This is a genomic window from Roseateles sp. P1_C1_2 (genome assembly GCF_056406535.1).
In genome coordinates, this window is sequence record NZ_JBFUAB010000033.1 from 36,973 (window position 1) to 55,197 (window position 18,225).

The following is an 18,225-nucleotide window of genomic DNA, read 5'->3' on the forward strand; positions in this document are numbered from 1 at the left end:
CCTGAGCGGTCCGTCGCGTCCAGGCCGCCCCGGTACGACGTGTCGCTGGCGAAGGGGCGGCCGCGGTGACCAAGCCGGCACTGTCCGTGCCATGTGTCGCAAGCGGGTTTCAGGCCGAGCCCTGGTTTGTTTCGTTTGTTCAGTTCGCCGTTGAAAGGCGGCCACTTTGCTTTACGGAAAATCAGCGCTGTCTGACGGACGGCCAGAGGCGACACGGCCAGCATGGAGGCAAACCAAGGAGACCCTTGCCATGATCGCCTCGCTGCTGGGCCGCTACGCGCTGAAGCCGTTTGCCAAGGCCTTGCCGCAGATGGGCGACACCGAGCGCGCGGCGCTGGAGGCCGGCACCGTGGGCTTTGAAGGCGAATTGTTTGCCGGCGCCCCGGACTTCGACCACCTGCTGGCCATGGCGCCCAACCGTCTCACGGCCGAGGAGCAGGCTTTCCTGGATGGCGATGTGCACGAACTCATCGCCATGCTGGACGACTTCGCCATCGACGAGGCGCGCGACCTGCCGCCCGAGGTGTGGCGCTTTCTGCGCGAGCGGCGCTTCTTCGGCATGATCATCCCGCGCGAGCAGGGCGGCCTGGGTTTTGGCCACTTCGCCCACGCGGCCGTGGTCACCCGCATCGCCACCGTCAATGTGGCCGTCGCCGTGACCGTCATGGTGCCCAACTCGCTGGGCCCCGCTGAGCTGCTGCTGCGCTATGGCACCGATGCGCAGAAGGCCCGCTACCTGCCGCGCCTGGCAGATGGGCGCGACCTGCCCTGCTTCGGCCTCACTTCACCCTATGCCGGCTCCGACGCCGCCTCCATTCCCGACACCGGCGTGCTGACCGAGCGCGAGATCGACGGCCGCAGCGTGCGCGGCTTCAGCGTGCGCTTCGACAAGCGCTACATCACTCTCGCGCCCGTGGCGACCGTCGTGGGCCTGGCCTTCCAGGCGCTGGACCCATCGCGCCCCGAAGGCCAGCAGCAGCTCGGCATCACGTGCGCATTGATCCCGGTGCCCACGCCGGGCCTGCAGATCGGGCGCCGCCACCGGCCCATGAACTCCGCCTTCATGAACGGCCCCATCCGCGGCGACGACGTGTTCGTGCCGATGGATTGGATCATCGGCGGCGAGGCGCAGGTGGGGCAGGGCTGGCGCATGCTGATGGAATGCCTCGCCGCGGGGCGGGCCATCTCGCTGCCGGCACTGGGCGCGGCCATGCAGCAGACGGCCCTCTATGTGATGGCTGGCTACGGCCGCATCCGCGAGCAGTTCGGCCTGCCCATCGCCCGATTCGAGGCCATTGCGGGGCTCATCGCGCGCAGTGCAGCGGATCTGTACGCGTCGGACGCCGCGCGCCGCTTCACGGCTGCCGCGCTCGACGCCGGCGAGCGGCCCAGCGTGGCCAGCGCCATCCTCAAGGTGCAGCTCACCGAGGCCGGGCGCCGCGCGGTCAGCGCCGGCATGGACGTGCTGGGCGGCAAGGGCATCATCAGCGGGCCCAGCAACCTGCTGGGCGTGGCCTACCGGCATGCGCCCATCGCCATCACGGTGGAGGGCGCCAACCTGCTGTCGCGAGCTCTCATCATCTTCGGCCAGGGCGCCGTGCGCTGCCACCCGAACGTCCTTGCCGAGATGGCAGCCGTGCAGGCCAAGGACGAAGCAGCGCTGGGCAAGGCCCTGCTGGCCCACGTGGGCCACGTCGCGCGCAACCTCGGCGCCAGCCTGTTCGGCGCCGGCCTGAAGGGCCAGGTGCCCGCCGGGCTGGAGAAGGAGGCCCGCCTGATCGCCCGCGTGTCGGCCAAGTACGCGCTGACGGCAGACCTGGCGATGGGGCTGCTCGGTGGGCGCCTCAAGCGCATGGAGCTGCTGTCGGCGCGGCTGGGCGATGTGCTGTCCCACCTCTACCTGGCCGCGACCAGTGTGTGGCGCTTCAAGGTCGAGGCGGATCAGAAGATGCTGCCGTTTGCGCGCGCGGCCATCCGCTTCCAGCTTGAAGAGGCCGCCGCCACGTTGCGCGATCTGCACGCCAACATGCCGTCGGGCACGTTGAAGGCGCTATCGCCGCTGCTGCTGCATGGCACCCGGCATCTGGCGCCGCTGCGCGACCGCGACCTCATCGCGCTGGCCGAGTCCCTGCGCAGCGATCCGTCGCTGGTGGCGCGCCTGTGCCCGGACTTCACGCCGCCGGCCACCGGCGGCCTGCGCGACCTGGCCGACGCCCTGCGCCTGGCCGATGCCTTGGGCGACGAAGTGACCGAGTTGAACCGCGCGCTGCGTCGCAGCCACTCGCTGGCATCCGCGGCGGCCACGTCGAGCAACCCCGATGCGGCGCTGGCCTATCTGCGTGCGGCGGACAAGGTCATCCAGGTGGACGATTTCCCGGCGGGCTGAGCGCCTTGCGCTCCCACCTACAAGCCCGCCGCCCGCGCCGCCAGCGTGCCCAGCTCGCCATACAGCGGCAGCACATTGGTGCCGGCGGCGGGGTGCACGCGGTTGGACAGCAGCACGAAGAAGCTGTGGCTCGTCGGGTCCAGCCAGAAGGCGCAGCCCGTGAAGCCGGTGTGGCCGAAGCTGGTGGGCGGATACAGGCTGCCGCGCGGGCGCGCATAGGGCGAGGCGATGTCCCAGCCCATGCCGCGCCTCTCGGCGATGTCGGGCGGGGACTGCGGCGTCGTCAGCAGGGCCACGCTCTGCAGCGACAGCAGGCGCCGGCCATCCTCGGCCACGCCGCCGGCCAGCAGCATGCGGGCGAAACGGGCCAGGTCTGCCGACGTCGTGAACAGGCCCGCATGGCCGGCCACGCCGCCCATCTTGCGTGCGGTCGGGTCATGTACCTCGCCGCGCAGCACCTGGCCATCGGCGAGTTTTTCGGTCGGCGCGATGCGCGCGGCAGCCATGCGGCGCAGCGGCAGATAGCCGCTGTCCGTCATGCCCAGGGGCTGGAACAGGGCCTGCTCGGCAAACTGCTCGAGCGGCATGCCGGCGGCGCGCTCGACGATGAGACCGAGCAGGATGTAGTTGACGTCGGAGTAGCGGAACTGCGTGCCGGGCGGCGCGGCCAGCGGCAGGGCGCAGGCGATGCGCAGTGCGTCGTCCTTGCCGGCCCAGTCGCCGGCGCCGTTGCGCGGCAAGCCTGAGGGCAGGCCCGAACTGTGCGTCAACAGCTGGCGCAGCGTGATGCCGGCCTTGTCGGCGCCGCCGCAATCCGGCAGATAGCGCTGCAGCGGGGCCTCGACGTCGAGCTGGCCGCGTTCGCGCAGCAACTGCACCAGCGTGGCGGTGACGACGGGCTTGGTCAGCGAAGCGGCGTCGAAGACGGTGGCTTCGTCCAGCGGCTCGGGCGCGGGGTCGACGGCGCGCCGGCCATAGGCGCGATGGTGGCTGCCGTGGCCGATGCGCTCGATCCAGACCGCCGCGCCCGGCAGCTGGCCCTGGGCGATGAAGCGCTTGACGGCGGCGTCGGCATCGGCCAGAGGCGCCGGGGCGAGGGCGGGGCGATGGGCGCAGGCCGCCAGCAGCGTGGCGGCGACCAGCCAGGCGGCGGTGTTGGGGAATCGCATGGGCAGGGATTCTGCAGGCCCCGCCCGGGCCGGCCTCAGCCGCGCCGTGCCGCCTCGATCTTGGCGATGTCGATCTTCTGCATCTCCATCATGGCCTGGAAGGCCCGCTTGGCGGCGGCGGGATCGGGGTCGGTGATCGCGGCGATGAGGGCGCGCGGCGTGATCTGCCAGGACAGGCCCCAGCGATCCTTGCACCAGCCGCACTGGCTTTCCTGGCCGCCATTGCTGACGATGGCTTTCCACAGGCGGTCGGTCTCGGCCTGGTCATCTGTCGCGATCTGGAAGGAGAAGGCTTCGTTGTGCTTGAAGAGCGGGCCGCCGTTCAGGCCGATGCAGGGGATGCCGGCGACGCTGAAATCCACGGTCAGCACGTCGCCCTGCTTGCCGTCGGGAAAGTCGCCCGGTGCGCGGTGGATGGCGCCGACGCGGCTGTCGGGGAAGGTCTCGGCGTAGAAGCGCGCGGCGTCCAGCGCATCGCCGTCGTACCAGAGGCAGATGGTGTTCTTGGCGGTCATGGGGTCTCCTGTTGAAGGGTTGCGTCGAATCTTGGCCCCTGGCGGAGGCTCAGGTGGTTACGTTATGTTGTCGCCATGAAGCTCCGCCGTTCGCTGCTGGCCGGTTCGGCCCTGGTGGCCCTGTTCGCCGTCACGCCCGTGCTGCAGGCGCAGGCGCCCACGACGCCCGCCCAGGCTGCGCGGCAGCTGATGCAGGCCACGCCGGCGCCGCAGCGGAGCGATCTGCTGCGTTCTTTCACGGATGCCGCTCGCAGCGATTGGCACTACACGCCGCGCCGCCGCGACGGCGTCGCCTTGAAGGCCATGTCACCCGCGCAGCGCGAGGCGACGACGGCCCTGCTGCGCACGGCGCTGAACGAGGGCGGCCTGGGCAAAGTGAGGGCGCTGATGGCGCTGGAGATCGCGCTGCGCGAGATCGAGGGTTCGGGCAGCGCTCGCGACCCCGAGAACTATGCCGTCGCGATCTACGGCGAGCCTGGCGCGGCAGGCTGGGGGTGGCGCATCGAGGGCCATCATCTGTCGCTGCACTTCAGCCTGAGTGGCGACCGCTACGTGACGACGTTGCCGCAGTTCTTCGGCGCCAACCCGACCGTCGAGCCCAAGCGGGGGCTTCGTTTGCTCGGCCATGAGGAAGACCTCGCCCGCCAATGGCTGGCCGGCCTGGCGCCGGCTCAACGCTCGCGCGCCATCTTCAGCGACCGCCCCTTCGGCGACATCGTCAGCCGCAATGCCCCGCGCGCCCGGCCGCTGGACGCGGTGGGCCTGCCATTCGCGGACATGGACACCGGCCAGCAGGCCCAGTTGCTGAAGCTGGTCGCGGCCTTTGCCGACCATCTGCAGCCCGAGCTGGCCCTGGCCCGCCTGGCCCGCGTGCGGGCGGCACCGCTCGATGGCATCCGCATGGGCTGGGCCGGCTCGACCCAGCCGGGCCAGCCGCATTACTTCCGCATCCAGGGCGCGAGCTTCCTCATCGAGTTCGACAACTCCGGCGGCAATCACATCCACTCGGTGTGGCGTGACTTCGACGCCGACTTCGGCCGCGACGTGCTGGGCGAGCACTACCGCCAGGCCGAGGGCAGCGCGCATCGCCACCGGGCGGCTACCTCACCTTGACGACCACCTTGCCCTTGGCCCGGCCGGTCTCGACATAGGCCAGCGCGTCGTTGGTGGATTCGAAAGCAAAGACGCGATCCACGACCGGGCGTATGGCGCCGGCGTCGACCAGCGCAGTGATCTCGCGCAGCTGCTGGCCGCTGGCCCGCATGAAGAGGAAGGCGTAGTTCAAGCCCAGGCGTGCCGCCGTCCGCCTGACGCCGGCACTCAACAGGCGCACGACGAGGCGCACGAACCAGGGCGCGCCAATGCCCTTCGCGAAGGCGGGATCGGGCGGGCCGGAGATCGAGATGAGGCTGCCGCCGGGCTTGAGCACGGGCAGGGACTTGTGCAGCGTCGCGGTGTCCTGGCTGTGCAGCACGACGTCGTAGTCCTGCAGCACCCGCTCGAAGTCGTCTTTGCGGTAGTCGATGACGACGTCGGCGCCCAGGCGCTTCACCAGCTCGATGTTGGCGCTGCTGGTCGTGGTGGCGACGGTGGCACCGACGTGCTTGGCCAGCTGGATGGCGAAGCTGCCGACGCCGCCCGAGCCGGCCTGGATGAAGACCTTCTGCCCCTTCTTCAGCTGGGCCTTCTCGATGAGGGCCTGCCAGGCGGTCAGGCCCACGAGCGGCAGCGAAGCGGCCTCTTCCATGCTGAGGGCCTTGGGCTTGAGGGCCAGGGACGCCTCCTTGACGGCCACGTATTCGGCGAAGCTGCCGATGCGGAAGTCGTCGGGCCGGGCGTAGACCTCGTCACCCGGCTTGAAGCCCTGCACGCGCGGCCCGACCTGGGTGACCACGCCGGCCACGTCATGGCCCAGCACGAGGGGCAGGCGGTAGGGCAGGATGAGCTTGAACTCGCCGTTCCTGATCTTGGCGTCGAGCAGGTTCACGCCGGCGGCATGGACCTGGACGAGCACCTCGTCATCGCGCAAGGCCGGCTCGGCCATCTCTGCCGACCGCAGGGCGCGGCTCTTGCCATAGCGGTCGAGGAGAAAGGCTTTCATGACGCGCTCGCCGATGACACCGCGTCGAGGCGCAGATCGCTTCGAATGCCGGCGTCCACCATGCCGGCGGGTGCGAATCGGCGCAGCAACCGCAGGCGGCTCGCGAGCCCGCCGGCCGTGTAGCGGAGTTTGGGTTGCGCCGCGCTGGCGGCTTTCAGCACGACGTCGGCAACGACGCCCGGCTGGTCCGCCGTCGCCATCACTTGCCTGACCCTCTCCGTCACGGCCACACGCGCCTCGCGGTAGTCGTCGAGCATGGCATCGGGCTCCAGGAAGTTCGCGTCGAACGGCGTCTTGGTATACGCGGGCTCGACCACCGAGACCCGGATGCCACGGGTGCGCAGCTCATGGTCGAGCGATTCGGAATAGCCTTCGATGGCGTGTTTGGTCGCGGCGTAGAGGGCGCCGTAGGGCATGGGCAGGAAGCCCAGCACGGAGCCGATGTTGATGATGCGGCCGCTGCCCTGCCGGCGCATATGCGGCAGGACGGCCCGCGTCATGCGGACGATGCCGAAGAAGTTGGTGTCGAAGATGGCCTGTGCCTGCTCGATGGAGCTTTCTTCCGCGCCGGCCGGCGCGACGCCAAAGCCGGCGTTGTTGACGAGCAGGTCGATGCGGCCGTGCAGCGCCACCACCTTGGCCACGGCGGCCTCGACCGAGTCGTCCAGCGTCACATCCAGGGCCAGCATCTCGTAGCCGCGCTGCCCCGCCTGCCGCCCCTGCCGGCTCGTGCCGTAGACGGTGTAGCCCGCCTTGGCGAGCCGCTCGGCGGTGGCTTGGCCTATGCCTGAGGAGGCGCCCGTCACGAGGGCGATCTTGCTGTTCATCTTCATGGTGTTCTTTCGTCCGCGTGTGAGGGTCAGGAACTCGCCGGCGTACGCGGTGCGCGGCGGGTCAGGAAGGCTTTTGTGTTTATTCGCATGATGTTCGTCATACTTGAAGGCGAGCAAAAAGGCCGACGTCCATCGGTGAGGTTCAGGGATGGGCGGGAGCCAGGCTTTTCAGCGCCGCGTCGAGCAGGCTGTCCGACAGCGCGGGCTCGTCCACGGCACGCGCCAGCATCAGGGCGCCGACCATGGTGGACAGGGTCACCAGCGCTTGCTCGTGAGCCGCAGGCCGGCCCCAGTCGGGCGACTGGCGCGCGATCAAGTCCACCGTTGCCTTGATGTGGCGGGTGGTCACGCGGCGCACCTCGGGGGCCTGGCGCGATGTCTCCGAACCCAGCGCCGCCAGCGGGCAGCCCAGCTCCACCTGCTCGAGGTGGGCCTTGGAGAGGTAGGCGCCGAGCATGGTCGCCAGGGTCTGGTCGGGCGGCGTGCGGGCCACGACGTCGGCCGCTGCGGCGGCCGACTCTGCGCAGGCCTGCCCGGCCGCTTCCGCCAGCATGGCCTCGCGGGAGGCGAAGTGGGCATAGAAGGCGCCATGGGTCAGGCCCGCCTCCTTCATGATGTCTGCGACGCCCGTGCCGTCGTAGCCGCTGCGGCGGATGGCCCGCGCCGCGGCCGACACGATGCGTTCGTGCGAGGCCTCCTTGGCGGCGGTTCTGGCGTTGGTTGTCGTATTTCGCATGACGTTCATCATACGTCATCCGATTCGGAGCCGTCGTGACTTTCTTGACGCCTCGGGTCAGCTGGGCCGGCGCCGCATCACGCCGCCGACCAGCATCAGGCCGGCCGCCAGCATCGCCCAGCTGCCCGGCTCGGGCACCGCGGTGACGGTGAAGTTGTCGAAGGTGGCGTCCATGCCCTGGCCGAACAGGCGCTCCGACACCGGGATGGAGACGGCCAGGTCGGGCCGGTCGGGGTGCTGGAAGGGGAAGGCGTCGAGCAGGCTGAAGAGGCCGTGGCCGATGGTCAGGTTGCGGATCTTGCCGCCCAGGGCCTCGCCGGGGCCGTAGGAGGGGTAGACGCCGGACCAGTTCGCGCCCTGCTGGTCCAGCGGGATGCCGACGTTGTCGACCTGGGACACCAGCGCGCCGTCGAGAAAGTAGCTGACGCTGCCGGCATCGCTGTAGCTGATGGACGCCACGTGCGGGCCGGGGCCGATGTCGATCTGCCTGATGATCTGTGTGTACATCTTGTCGATGCCGACGTAGCCCGCGTCGCCCGGCAGCAGTGCCGGGTTGGTGACCGATGACGGCAGGCGTTCGATCAGCGTGAAGGCGGTCGAGCCGGAGATGAACCAGTCGAACAGCTGGCCGGTGGAGAAATCGATCATGTTCATCACGGCGCCGGCCTGCTGGCCTTCCAGCGCTGTTGCCGAATAGGGCAGGCCACTCTGGATGTAGTTGCCGCTGATGACGCGGCCCCCCGCCTGCGTGTTGTGAGCCGTGGCGGTGATGGTGGAAGAGAAGGTCAGCGAGCCGCCTGTCGGCACCGCGAAGGTCTGCGTGCTGGTGGCGATGTATTTGAGATGGTCGTAGACGCTGAAGTCATAGCCCGTCTGGAACACCGGCGCCTTGATGGCAAAGTTGCCTGCCGAGAAGTCGCGCGTGTCGGTAGCGGCCATTTCGCCGAGTCCGTAGGGGTTGGCCCATTTGGCGCCATAGCCGGCGAGGGAATAGCCGGGCGCGTCGAAGCTGTCGTAGACGATGGTGCCCGCCAGGGCGGGTCCGGCGCCGAGTGCCAGGGCCAAGGTCGTGCACCGAAATACGGTGCGGGTCCAGTGAGTCTGGCTTGAGTTCATGAAGTGCCCCTTGATTCGAGGCTGCATTGCCTCGCTGCCGACATTCGGGCAATGCGCAGTGGGCGGTACGCAGGTTTTCCCAGGTCGGCGGCGTTCGCTCCTCTCGATTGGGGACAGCCTGGGAGAGAACCCGGTAGCCGCGCGGGCGCCGGCGCGGCGGTGCGCCAGCCCTAAAGCGGCTTTGTTATGAGTTCAGTCGCAAACTTGATTGGTCCTGCCGTGGCGTGGGCGTTAAGGTCTGGGCTTCCTCGTTTGTCTCCTCCTCCCGCAAGGGTGGATTCAGCCCTTCGGGCCGGTGCGCCGGTCGAAGGGCTTTTTTCTTGTGCGCAAAGCGCATGAGCGTTTGTGTTTTGATTCGTTTGCCGCAGAAGGCTGCGGACCTAAGCTGCCGGGGTTTTGCGCATGAGAGCCACGATGAGCACCGTTGTTGAATCCGCCAGCCCGCCTGTCGGCGCGCACCAGCGCCCGGCCATCCAGCCCCTGCCCGGCAGCTTCGCCGCCGAGGTGGTGGGCCTGGACCTGAGCCAGCCCCTCGATGACGACGACTTCCGCCGCATCCACCGCGCCCATCTGGATCACCATGTGCTGGTCTTCCGCGACCAGCGCATCACGCCCGAGCAGCAGATAGCCTTCAGCCGGCGCTTCGGCGCGCTGGAGATCCATGTGTTGCACCAGTTCCACCTGAAGGGCCACCCGGAGATCCTCATCGTCTCCAACATCGTCGAGAACGGCCAACCGGTCGGCCTCGGCGACGCGGGCTACTTCTGGCATTCGGACCTGTCGTACAAGGAAAAGCCCAGCCTGGGCTCCATGCTGCTGGCCCAGGAGCTGCCCAGTGAAGGCGGCGACACGCTGTTCGCCGACCAGCATGCGGCCTGGCAGGCGCTGCCGCCCGAACTGCAGGCGCGGGTCCGCCACCTGCAGGCCGAGCACTCTTACCTCGCCAAGTACGAGGCCCTGCGCGAGCGCAGCCCCTGGCGGCCCAAGCTCAGCGACGAGCAGGTGGCCCAGGTCAGGCCGGTCGTGCAGCCGGTGGTGCGCACCCACCCGGAGACGGGGCGCCAGGGTCTCTTCGTCAGCGAGCACTTCACGACGCGCATCGTCGGCCTGCCCGACGCCGAGAGCCGCGCGCTGTTGCAGCAGCTCTTCCAGTACGCGACCTTGCCCCAGTTGCAGTACCGCCACCGCTGGCAGCCGCACGACATGGTGTTCTGGGACAACCGCTCGGTGCTGCACCTGGCCGCCGGCTGCCCCGACCATCTGCGGCGGCGCCTGCACCGCACGACGATCGAGGGCGACAGGCCCTGCTGAGCTACTGGGCGTTCACCTTCAGCCAGTTCAGATTCCACTCCTTGCCGATGGACTTCAGGCGCAGCGTGTGGTTGCCGGCCGTCATGGGGAAGGGGGCGCTGGTTTGGGTGACCCAGGTCTGCCAGCCGCCCGTGTTGGGGACGGCCATCACATCCACCGCCTTGACGCCATCCACCCAGACCTCGAAGCCGGTGCTGCCGTTGGCGCTTGCCAGGCGGTAGTCGATGCTGAAGTTGCCGGCGGCAGCCGCCTTGATCTTGAACTCGATGAAATCGTCGGCATCGAAATGGCCCACGTCCTGGCCACCGCCGGTGTCGCTGCAGTTCTCGAGTTCCACGCCGCTCATGGCCGTGAAGGCTTCGGCCTGGAGGGTCGCGGGTACGGCCACATATTGGATGGCGGTGCTCGCAGCGTCGCTGTAATAGCTTTCGTTGGCAGCGGTCAGCGAAGTGACGACGTAGTAATAGGTAGCGCCGCTGACAGCCGTGCTGTCGGTGTAGGCATTGGCGGCAACTTTCTCGGCGAGCTTGGTGTAGCTGCCGCCGGCGCTGGTGCTGCGATAGACGTTGTAGCCCGTGACCTTGGCGTCGGTGCTGGCATTCCAGCTGAGCGCATTGCTGGTGCCGCCTTCAGTCAGCTTCAGATTGGCGGGGCGCGCCGGCAATTGGAAGACCTCCGGTGCGGTGGCGCTCGTCATCCATTGCGCCAGCCCCGAATGGACCTCGAGGGCCTGTGTGGCATAGCTCTTGAACAGGTTCTCGATTTCAGTGACCGTGGCGACAGTGAAGTCCACCTTGCCATTCATGTCGATGACGTCCTTGCCCTGCACCGGCTCCTTGTCGAGCAGATACATCTCGGCCCAGGTGTTGGCGCTGCCGTTGTCCTTGAACACGCCACTCAATGCATAGGTCTGGCCGCCTTCCAGCGTGATGGCCTGATAGATGCCGCCGTTGACTTCGCCGGTGACGCCGTCCGGGCGGGTCACCCGCAGCACGGCGCCTTCGCTGCCGGTCGGGGTCTTGCCCGCGGCCGAGGTGTTGAAGTCCAGGTTCAACCTGCCGCTGACGGTCAGCGTGGTCCAGCCCGTGCTGGAGCCGAAGCCGCCGTTGGTGATCACTTCGGCATTGGTGGCGGTGTTGGTGATGCTGATCTTGTCGAAGCTCACGTCGGGATTGCTGCCGGCCACCGCGCCGCTCTTGATGACGAAGTAGTAGGTCTTGCGGCCRCTGCCGCCCACCTTGATCGTGGCGGCCTTGACCGCACAGGCATTGGCGAAGCTGGCATCCCAGCCGGCGCAATCCCAGGTGCTGGCCTTGGCCACCATGCCGACGCCGGTATCGAAGTTGGTGTTGACGGCGTTGGTGACCATGCCCCAGGTGCCCTTGCCGGAGCCGCCCGCCGGGCTGACCAGCTTGTAGGCCCAGGAGGTCGACGCCCAGCCATAGCTGGCGTAGGTGTCGTAGGTGGCGCGGCCGATCTGGCCGCCCAGGTCCAGGCCGGCGCTCTGCCAGGGCTGGAATTCACCCACCAGCAGCGGGATCTTCAGGTCGCTGACCTGCTTGTTGTAGGCACAAACACCGGTGGTGCCGGTCGCGCCGCAGCGCAGCCAGTCGCGGTGGACCATGTAGGCGGAATCGCCGGGTCTGTCGCCGAACAGGCCCGGGTAGGGATGAATCTCGAAGGCGACGTTGGTGAAGCCCTTGATCGTCGGATTGCCGTAGGCGTCGATGCTGCCGTAATGGCTGGGCAGCATGACGATGTGCTTGTCGTCGATGGCGCGGATGGTTTTGTACAGGTCTTCGACGCGCGTCACCATCGCTTCGGCGCTTGACCCCCAGGGCTCGTTGAGCGGGTCGTAGGCCGCCACCACCGGCTCGTCCTTGTACTTGGTCGCGATCTGCTGCCAAACCCAGCGCGTGCGCTCCTGCGCTTCGGTGTCCGTCCAGTATTTGTTCTGGCCGGCGCAACCGGTGTGATCGTTGGGCGTCTGGCCGCCATGGGCGCCATGCAGGTCCAGGATCACATAGATGCCGCGCTTCTTGGCCTCGGCGATGCTCCAGTCCAGGTATTTCCAGGCGTCGGCACGCAGGGTCTTGGGCTTCTTCTCGTCCTCGATGACGCTCCACAGAATCGGCAGGCGGACGATGTTGAAGCCGAAGGCTTTCAGTTGATCCCAGTCGCGCGTGGTGATCCAGCTGTCGCGGTAGAGCTTGATCAGGCGCTCCTTCTCGTCATAGCCGAAGCGCTCGGTCAGCTTGGCTTCGAGGGTGCATTGGTCGGTCACGCCATTGCCGCCCTGGCCCATCATCCAGAACTCCTGCACCAGCCAGTTGCCCAGGTTGGTGCCCTTCAGCAGCACCTGGCTGCCGCTGGCGTTGACCCATTTGCCGCCGTCGGTCTTCAGCAGCGTGAGGCTGTCACCGGGCGCTGGGGCGGGTGCCGGAGCCGGGGCGGGCGCAGGCGCCGGGCTGGGGGCAGGTGAGGGCGCGGGCGATCCGCCACCACCGCCGCAACCGGCCAGCAGGGCCGCACCCATCAGGCCCCCCAGCAATGCGCCGCGCGCGGAACTGCCCAGCGGGGCGGCAGTGCCGCCCACCAACCATCGTCTTGCCACGTCTTGTCTCCGTTGTTGATTTGGAACCGGTTCCAAATCAGTATCCGGGACGCCTTCCAGGGCTGTCAACAGCCCCTGGGGGACTTCCTAGGGGAGTGCCGTGTTTCGGGTGGATTTCCGGGTTGCAGGGTGGAATCGATTCCACTAGGCAATCCGTGGGCGCTATTTCAGCCCCACCCACCAGCGCTTGTTGCTGCGCGGCTGCCCCACCGTCAGCACCTCGCCAATCTCGGGCGTGGCCAGGGCAATGCCCTGGGCCTCGGCGAGGTCGGCCAGCCGGTTCAGCGGGTCCTGCCAGGTGTGGAAGGCCAGGTCGAAGGTGCTGTTGTGCACCGAGAACAGCAGCTTGCCGCGCACGTCCTGGAAGGCCTTGACGCTTTCTTCCGGCGTCATGTGCACGGCGGGCCAGTAGGCGTCGTAGGCGCCGTTCTCGATCAGTGCCACGTCGAAGCCGCCGAAGCGCTCGCCGATCTGCCTGAAGCCGCCGAAATAGCCCGAGTCGCCGCTGTAGAAGATGCGTTGCTCGCCGCTCTGGATGACCCAGGAGGCCCACAGCGTGCTGTTGCGGTCGCTCAAGCTGCGGCCGGAGAAATGCTGGGCCGGCGTGGCCGTCAGCTGTACGCCGGCATGCGTGGCGCCCTGCCACCAGTCCAGCTCCTGCACGCGCTCGGCGGGCACGCCCATCTCCACGAGGCGGGCCTTCACGCCCAGCGGCACGAAATAGCGCTGCGCCCGTGAGGCGAGGTAGCGAATGGTGGGTACGTCGAGATGGTCGTAGTGGTCATGCGACAGGATGACGCCCTCGATGGGCGGCAACTGCTGCAAGGCCAGCGGCGGCGCGTGGAAGCGTTTCGGGCCGGCAAAGCTGAACGGCGATGCACGTTCGCCGAACACCGGGTCGATGAGCCAGAACTTGCCGCCCAGCTTCAGCAGGTGGGAGGAATGACCGAGGCGCACGAGGTGGTTGGCCTGCGGGTCCAGCGCCTCGAGCTGGGCCGTGGTCAGCGGCCGCACGGGAATAGCGTCGACCGGCACCGTGCCGACCTTGCTGCCGAAGATGAAGCGCGTCCAGATGGCCCAGCCGCTGGCGCCCGGTGGGGTCGCGGGGTTGGGCGGGTTGGCGAAGAGGCAGTCCTGCAGCTGCGGCGAGGCGGCGTAGGGCGCGCTGCAGTTGCTGTTGCTGGCGCAACTGGCCAGGAAGGGCAGGCTGGCGAGCACTGCGAGGCGCAGGAGGAGTCGCATGCGCCGAGTGTGCCAGCCGCGCTTTGGGCGCCGCCAAAAGAAAACCCGCCAGCGGCGGGTGGGTGACTGACAGCAGCGGAGGGGTCAGACCAGCCAGACGGCGGTCTGGGCCGCCGCCAGCGTCGTTTCGGCAGCGGTGCTGCGGCGGCCTTCGATGACGACTCGCGGCAGCTTGGCGATCAGCGTCGTGTCTGCGCGCTTGCCCACGATGACGACGCGCTCCAGCTTCACGACCTCGGTCGCGGGCGCTGCGGTGCCGTTGGCCAGGCCGACGCCGATGGCGGCAGCGGCGGTGACGGAAGCGATGGCGATCACGAAGGTCTTGGCGGCGGTGTTCATGGTGGGCTCCGGTGGGTTGGCTGTGTCAGTGATTGCAGTGTCTGCAGCCACGCCGCGCGCTGCGAGGGCCAGGCGATGGATCGCCGGCGGGGGCGGACGAATTGCGGATTTGCGGGACGGGCGGCCTGGCAACGCCTCGTGCTCATCAACACCGAGGGGCACGCCGATTGCCGGCACTTGCTGTCGTCCATGGCAGGAGAAACATATGCATGCCGCACCCTCACTGCTTTCCGCCGCCTGGCTCGCCGCGCTGCTGTCTCTGGCGTCGTTGACCCAGGCCCAGCCGCCTGCGCAGGCGCCGCGCACCGAGCCGGGCAGGGCCGCCCAGGCGGTCCAGTCCCGGGACGGCACCCGGATCGCCTATGACAAGCTGGGCAAGGGCCCGGCGGTCATCGTCGTGGGTGGCGCACTGTCCGACCGCGCGGGCGCCGCCGAGCTGGCCCAGCTGCTGGCGGCGCGCCTCACGGTCTACAGCTATGACCGACGCGGCCGGGGCGACAGCGGGGACGGCAAGCCCTATGCGGTCAGGCGCGAGGTCGAGGACATCGAGGCCCTCATCGACAGCGCCGGCGGCTCGGCCTATCTGTATGGCAAGTCCTCTGGCGCCGCGCTGGCGCTGCAGGCGGCGGCCCTGCTCGGTGGCAAGGTCAGGAAGCTGGCCCTCTACGAGCCACCCTACAGCGAAGCCGAGGGCGCGGCCAGGGAATGGAAGGCCTTCACGGCCAGCCTGGACAGGCAGCTCGCGGCCGACCAGCGCGCCGAGGCCGTCACGTCCTTCATGAAGTTCGTGGGTGCCCCCGACGCAGCGCTGGCGAAGATGAAGGCGTCACCGGCCTGGCCGGGCATGCTGAAGATGGCGCCGACGCTGGCCTACGACAACGCGCTGCTGGGGGACGACCGTTCCGTGCCGGTGGGCATCGCCGCCCAGGTGAAGGTGCCCACCCTGGTGATGGACGGCGGCGCCAGCCTGGGCCCCATGCCCTTCATGCGCCCGACGGCCGACAAGCTGGCCAAGGCCATCCCGGGCGCCCAGCGCCGGGTGGTCGAGGGCCAGGCCCATGACGTCAGCGCCCAGGTGCTGGCACCCATCCTGCTGGCGTTCTTCAACTGAGGCGCGCCAGCGCGTCGGCGATCTCGGCCGAGCCGCCGGGCCGCACCACGCGCGCAACCTCGCGGCCGTCCTGCAGCATGACGAGGGTGGGCCACAGCTTGATGCCGAAGGAGCGGCCCAGTGGCCGCCCGCGGCCGTCCTCGATCTTCAGGTGCCGCAAGGGTGCGGGCGCCACAGGGTCGGCCAGCGCTGCGCTGATGACCCCTTGAGCGGCCTGGCAGATGCCGCACCAGTTGGCGCCGAACTCGAGCACGGTGGCTCCCGCCATCGCGTCGACGTCGGCGCGCGTTGGTTCGTCGCTGGCATAGCGTGAGGGCGAGCTCATCGGAATCTCCTGTCGGCCGTGTCGACCGGTGTCGGCAAATGCGGTGCCCGTCGCCTTGGCCTGGCCTAGACGGGGTGCCGGTAGCGCTGGCCCCTGAAGCGCAGCACCAGTTCGCGCGGGCCGATCTGCTCCAGCACCAGGTCGGCACCCAGCTTGGCGCCTTCGCGCATCACCTCACCATTGACCATGACGAAGCGGCTGGCCGGGTCGTCGGAATAGACCGAGCCGCTGATCACCAGCTTGGGCAGCTCGCGGCGCAGGCTCTCGGGCAGTTCGGACAGCCGCGGAATGGGGGCTTCGGCCAGCGGTGCCGGCGCGGCCACGTTGGCGGGCCGTGGCAGCGGCGCAGCGGCCACGGCGGCCGGCGGTGGCGCGGGCGGCAGATAGGGCGAGGCCGAGGCCGCAGGCTGCGGCAGAGGCCCGCTGGCGGCCTGCGGCGCGGGTGGGGTGAGGGGCGCGACTCGTGGTGCAGGCAATGGAGCCGGCGCGGGGGCTGGGTTTTGGCCGCTCGCCCACCAGCTGCCGGCGCCGATGCCGGCCAGCAGCAGCAGGCCGCCGCCGGCCCAGGGCAGCCAGCGGCGCCGGCCGGCGCCGCGTGCCGCTGCGCTGCCGGAAGGGGGCTGGGTGTGCAGGCCCGGCACCTGGCCACGCTCGCGTTCGCGGTCGGCCTCGGCCCGGCGCAGAGCGTCAAGGATGTAGGACATGGTGGTTGGTCGCTCGATTCTGGGGTCAGCGCGCCACGTCCAGGCGCGGCTCGGCCACGCCGGCGGCCCGGTTGATCTGCATCAGCGTGATGGGACCGACGCGGCCGTCCGGCTGCAGGCCCTGGCTGGCCTGGAAAGCCTGGACCTGGCGGGTCAGCTCGTTCAAGCTTGGCGGTGTGGAGGCGGCACTGGCGGGCGCGGCGATGCCCGGCACGCGGGCGAGTTGCTCGGCCAGCCAGTTGCGCAGAGGACCCATGTTGTCGCCGCGGTTGGCGTAGCCCGGCGGCATGCGCCAGAAGGTGCTGAACTCGCCACGCCAGGCACCGGCCAGTTCCGGCAGCGCGACCCGGCGCGGCTTGCCGTCCACCAGCAGCGTGGCCTGCTGCCCATCCAGCCCCACCAGCGCGGCCAGCGCCGGCGGCTGGCCCGGGCGCTGCAGCGTCAGCAGCACCGGGCGGTCGATCAGGCGGATCAGCGACAGGCTGCCGCTGCTGCTGCGGTAGCACTGCAGGCCGCGCTGTGCGGCAGCGGTGCAAGGGTCGACGTCGGCTGGCAGCGGCAAGCCCCAGCGCTGGGCCAATGCGGCCCAGGCGTCGCTCTCCTGCGGTGTCCAGTCGGCCAGGCGCAGCGGCTCGATGCTGCCGGCCGCTGAGGCGGGCCTGGTGGCGGAAGCCGCGGCCGAGGCCGCGCTCGCGGAGGAAGACGCGGCTGAGGCTGGCGCGGCGACCTTGGCGGTGTCGGCCTTGTCGTTGCGACCCGCCTTCGATGACTGTTGCAGCGCCCAGGTCAGCCCTGCGCCGGCCAGGGCCGCGGCCAGCACCAGCAGGCTCAGGCCGACCGGGTCCGACTTGCGCTTGCGCCGGCGTCGGGCAGGGGTGAGCTGCGCGTCGAACACTTCAGCCGCGGCCTGGCGGACGATGGCCGGCGTGACCTGGGCCTGGCCGCTGGCATAGCCGCCCAGCAGCGCGCGGTCGCACAGCAGGTTGATGCGGCGCGGCACGCCGCGGGTGAGCTGGTGGATCAGGCGCAGCGCCTTGGCGTCGAAGGGCAGGGCACCAGTGAGGCCGGCCACGTTCAGGCGGTGGCGGATGTACTGCGCCGTTTCAGCCTCGGACAGCGCGCCCAGGTGGAAGCGCGCGATCACGCGCTGCGCCAGCTGCTCCAGCTCGGGCCGGGCCAGCATGCCGCGCAGTTCGGGCTGGCCGATCAGCACCACCTGCAGCAGCTTGCGTTCGCTGGTCTCCAGGTTGGTCAGCAGGCGCAACTGCTCCAGCACGTCGGCCGAGAGGTTCTGCGCCTCGTCGATGATGAGCACGTTGTTGCGCCCGGCCGCGTGCTGCGCCAGCAGGAAGGCGTTGAGCGGGTCGACGTAGTCCTTCACCGTCCGCGCGCCCGGCGGCACCGCGGCGTGGAACTCGTCGCAGATCGCCTGCAGCAGCTCGGTGACGGTGAGCTTGGGGTTGAAGATGTAGGCGACGTTGCAGTTCGCCGGGATCTGCTCCAGGAAGCAGCGGCAGACCGTGGTCTTGCCGGCCCCGATCTCGCCGGTCAGCAGCACGAAGCCGCCACCGCCGTCCAGCCCATACAGCAGGTGGGCCAGCGCCTCGCGGTGGCGCTCGCTCATGAACAGGTAATGCGGGTCCGGCGCGATCGAGAACGGCGCTTGTTTCAAGCCGAAGAAGGGCGCGTACATGGGGCGGCAGGATAACCATCCCAACGGGGC

General features: G+C 69.2%; 16 protein-coding genes. 4 read left to right on the forward strand and 12 right to left on the reverse strand.

All coding sequences use genetic code 11. The features are described 5' to 3' along the window. The first annotated feature begins 250 nt into the window (after nt 1-250). On the forward strand, nt 251-2,386 hold the full coding sequence (locus AC1D2H_RS27415; RefSeq protein WP_478013064.1) for an acyl-CoA dehydrogenase: 2,136 nt from the start codon (nt 251-253) through the stop codon (nt 2,384-2,386). A 17-nt stretch (nt 2,387-2,403) separates the two neighbouring features. Here AC1D2H_RS27415 and AC1D2H_RS27420 read toward each other — a convergent pair whose 3' ends face one another. Then, nucleotides 2,404-3,555, reverse strand: a complete 1,152-nt coding sequence (locus AC1D2H_RS27420) for a serine hydrolase domain-containing protein (protein ID WP_478013065.1) — start codon at nt 3,553-3,555, stop codon at nt 2,404-2,406. 35 nt (nt 3,556-3,590) lie between these two features. After that, a complete protein-coding gene (locus tag AC1D2H_RS27425) occupies nt 3,591-4,070 on the reverse strand; it encodes a VOC family protein (RefSeq protein WP_478013066.1) in 480 nt (159 codons plus the stop codon). Nucleotides 4,071-4,145: 75 nt separating this feature from the next. Here AC1D2H_RS27425 and AC1D2H_RS27430 point away from each other — a divergent pair, with 75 nt between their 5' ends. Then, nucleotides 4,146-5,183 carry a DUF3500 domain-containing protein gene (locus AC1D2H_RS27430; protein WP_478013067.1) on the forward strand — a complete coding sequence of 346 codons (1,038 nt, stop codon included), beginning with the start codon at nt 4,146-4,148 and terminating at the stop codon, nt 5,181-5,183. On the opposite strand, the gene AC1D2H_RS27435 is transcribed toward AC1D2H_RS27430, so the two are convergent. The 4 genes from AC1D2H_RS27435 to AC1D2H_RS27450 form a co-directional block, all read right to left on the reverse strand. Next, nucleotides 5,170-6,171, reverse strand: coding sequence for an NADP-dependent oxidoreductase (locus AC1D2H_RS27435; RefSeq protein WP_478013068.1), 1,002 nt, complete (start codon nt 6,169-6,171; stop codon nt 5,170-5,172). The two genes, AC1D2H_RS27430 and AC1D2H_RS27435, sit on opposite strands and share 14 nt — an antisense overlap. After that, on the reverse strand, nt 6,168-6,998 hold the full coding sequence (locus tag AC1D2H_RS27440; protein ID WP_478013095.1) for an oxidoreductase: 831 nt from the start codon (nt 6,996-6,998) through the stop codon (nt 6,168-6,170). Before AC1D2H_RS27440 ends, AC1D2H_RS27435 begins: the two co-directional genes overlap by 4 nt. Before the next feature lie 148 nt (nt 6,999-7,146). Then, a complete protein-coding gene (locus AC1D2H_RS27445) occupies nt 7,147-7,752 on the reverse strand; it encodes a TetR/AcrR family transcriptional regulator (protein ID WP_478013069.1) in 606 nt (201 codons plus the stop codon). A gap of 45 nt (nt 7,753-7,797) precedes the next feature. Then, nucleotides 7,798-8,805, reverse strand: a complete 1,008-nt coding sequence (locus AC1D2H_RS27450) for a DUF6081 family protein (RefSeq protein ID WP_478013070.1) — start codon at nt 8,803-8,805, stop codon at nt 7,798-7,800. 465 nt (nt 8,806-9,270) lie between these two features. Here AC1D2H_RS27450 and AC1D2H_RS27455 point away from each other — a divergent pair, with 465 nt between their 5' ends. Further along, complete coding sequence (locus AC1D2H_RS27455; RefSeq protein WP_477936795.1) at nt 9,271-10,167, forward strand: TauD/TfdA dioxygenase family protein; 897 nt, start codon at nt 9,271-9,273, stop codon at nt 10,165-10,167. Between the two features lies 1 nt (nt 10,168). Here the strand turns inward: AC1D2H_RS27455 and AC1D2H_RS27460 are convergent, their stop codons facing one another. The 3 genes from AC1D2H_RS27460 to AC1D2H_RS27470 form a co-directional block, all read right to left on the reverse strand. After that, nucleotides 10,169-12,781 carry a cellulase family glycosylhydrolase gene (locus tag AC1D2H_RS27460; protein ID WP_478013071.1) on the reverse strand — a complete coding sequence of 871 codons (2,613 nt, stop codon included), beginning with the start codon at nt 12,779-12,781 and terminating at the stop codon, nt 10,169-10,171. 162 nt (nt 12,782-12,943) lie between these two features. Then, on the reverse strand, nt 12,944-14,023 hold the full coding sequence (locus AC1D2H_RS27465) for an MBL fold metallo-hydrolase (RefSeq protein ID WP_478013072.1): 1,080 nt from the start codon (nt 14,021-14,023) through the stop codon (nt 12,944-12,946). An 84-nt stretch (nt 14,024-14,107) separates the two neighbouring features. Continuing rightward, nucleotides 14,108-14,362, reverse strand: a complete 255-nt coding sequence (locus AC1D2H_RS27470) for a hypothetical protein (protein ID WP_477936801.1) — start codon at nt 14,360-14,362, stop codon at nt 14,108-14,110. A gap of 205 nt (nt 14,363-14,567) precedes the next feature. Here AC1D2H_RS27470 and AC1D2H_RS27475 point away from each other — a divergent pair, with 205 nt between their 5' ends. Further along, nucleotides 14,568-15,473 carry an alpha/beta fold hydrolase gene (locus tag AC1D2H_RS27475; RefSeq protein WP_478013073.1) on the forward strand — a complete coding sequence of 302 codons (906 nt, stop codon included), beginning with the start codon at nt 14,568-14,570 and terminating at the stop codon, nt 15,471-15,473. On the opposite strand, the gene AC1D2H_RS27480 is transcribed toward AC1D2H_RS27475, so the two are convergent. The 3 genes from AC1D2H_RS27480 to AC1D2H_RS27490 form a co-directional block, all read right to left on the reverse strand. Further along, a complete protein-coding gene (locus tag AC1D2H_RS27480) occupies nt 15,466-15,798 on the reverse strand; it encodes a thioredoxin family protein (RefSeq protein ID WP_477936805.1) in 333 nt (110 codons plus the stop codon). The two genes, AC1D2H_RS27475 and AC1D2H_RS27480, sit on opposite strands and share 8 nt — an antisense overlap. Before the next feature lie 65 nt (nt 15,799-15,863). Beyond that, on the reverse strand, nt 15,864-16,502 hold the full coding sequence (locus tag AC1D2H_RS27485) for a general secretion pathway protein GspB (RefSeq protein ID WP_478013074.1): 639 nt from the start codon (nt 16,500-16,502) through the stop codon (nt 15,864-15,866). A gap of 25 nt (nt 16,503-16,527) precedes the next feature. After that, nucleotides 16,528-18,195, reverse strand: coding sequence for an ExeA family protein (locus AC1D2H_RS27490; protein ID WP_478013075.1), 1,668 nt, complete (start codon nt 18,193-18,195; stop codon nt 16,528-16,530). Between the last annotated feature and the right edge of the window lie 30 nt (nt 18,196-18,225).

What these genes read in the sequence shown, in the direction of transcription:
- AC1D2H_RS27415 (WP_478013064.1), top strand. Translation starts at nt 251, where the DNA reads ATGATCGCCTCGCTGCTGGGCCGCTACGCGCTGAAGCCGTTTGCCAAG.
- AC1D2H_RS27420 (WP_478013065.1), bottom strand. Translation starts at nt 3,555, where the DNA reads ATGCGATTCCCCAACACCGCCGCCTGGCTGGTCGCCGCCACGCTGCTG.
- AC1D2H_RS27425 (WP_478013066.1), bottom strand. Translation starts at nt 4,070, where the DNA reads ATGACCGCCAAGAACACCATCTGCCTCTGGTACGACGGCGATGCGCTG.
- AC1D2H_RS27430 (WP_478013067.1), top strand. Translation starts at nt 4,146, where the DNA reads ATGAAGCTCCGCCGTTCGCTGCTGGCCGGTTCGGCCCTGGTGGCCCTG.
- AC1D2H_RS27435 (WP_478013068.1), bottom strand. Translation starts at nt 6,171, where the DNA reads ATGAAAGCCTTTCTCCTCGACCGCTATGGCAAGAGCCGCGCCCTGCGG.
- AC1D2H_RS27440 (WP_478013095.1), bottom strand. Translation starts at nt 6,998, where the DNA reads ATGAACAGCAAGATCGCCCTCGTGACGGGCGCCTCCTCAGGCATAGGC.
- AC1D2H_RS27445 (WP_478013069.1), bottom strand. Translation starts at nt 7,752, where the DNA reads ATGATGAACGTCATGCGAAATACGACAACCAACGCCAGAACCGCCGCC.
- AC1D2H_RS27455 (WP_477936795.1), top strand. Translation starts at nt 9,271, where the DNA reads ATGAGCACCGTTGTTGAATCCGCCAGCCCGCCTGTCGGCGCGCACCAG.
- AC1D2H_RS27465 (WP_478013072.1), bottom strand. Translation starts at nt 14,023, where the DNA reads ATGCGACTCCTCCTGCGCCTCGCAGTGCTCGCCAGCCTGCCCTTCCTG.
- AC1D2H_RS27470 (WP_477936801.1), bottom strand. Translation starts at nt 14,362, where the DNA reads ATGAACACCGCCGCCAAGACCTTCGTGATCGCCATCGCTTCCGTCACC.
- AC1D2H_RS27475 (WP_478013073.1), top strand. Translation starts at nt 14,568, where the DNA reads ATGCATGCCGCACCCTCACTGCTTTCCGCCGCCTGGCTCGCCGCGCTG.
- AC1D2H_RS27480 (WP_477936805.1), bottom strand. Translation starts at nt 15,798, where the DNA reads ATGAGCTCGCCCTCACGCTATGCCAGCGACGAACCAACGCGCGCCGAC.
- AC1D2H_RS27485 (WP_478013074.1), bottom strand. Translation starts at nt 16,502, where the DNA reads ATGTCCTACATCCTTGACGCTCTGCGCCGGGCCGAGGCCGACCGCGAA.
- AC1D2H_RS27490 (WP_478013075.1), bottom strand. Translation starts at nt 18,195, where the DNA reads ATGTACGCGCCCTTCTTCGGCTTGAAACAAGCGCCGTTCTCGATCGCG.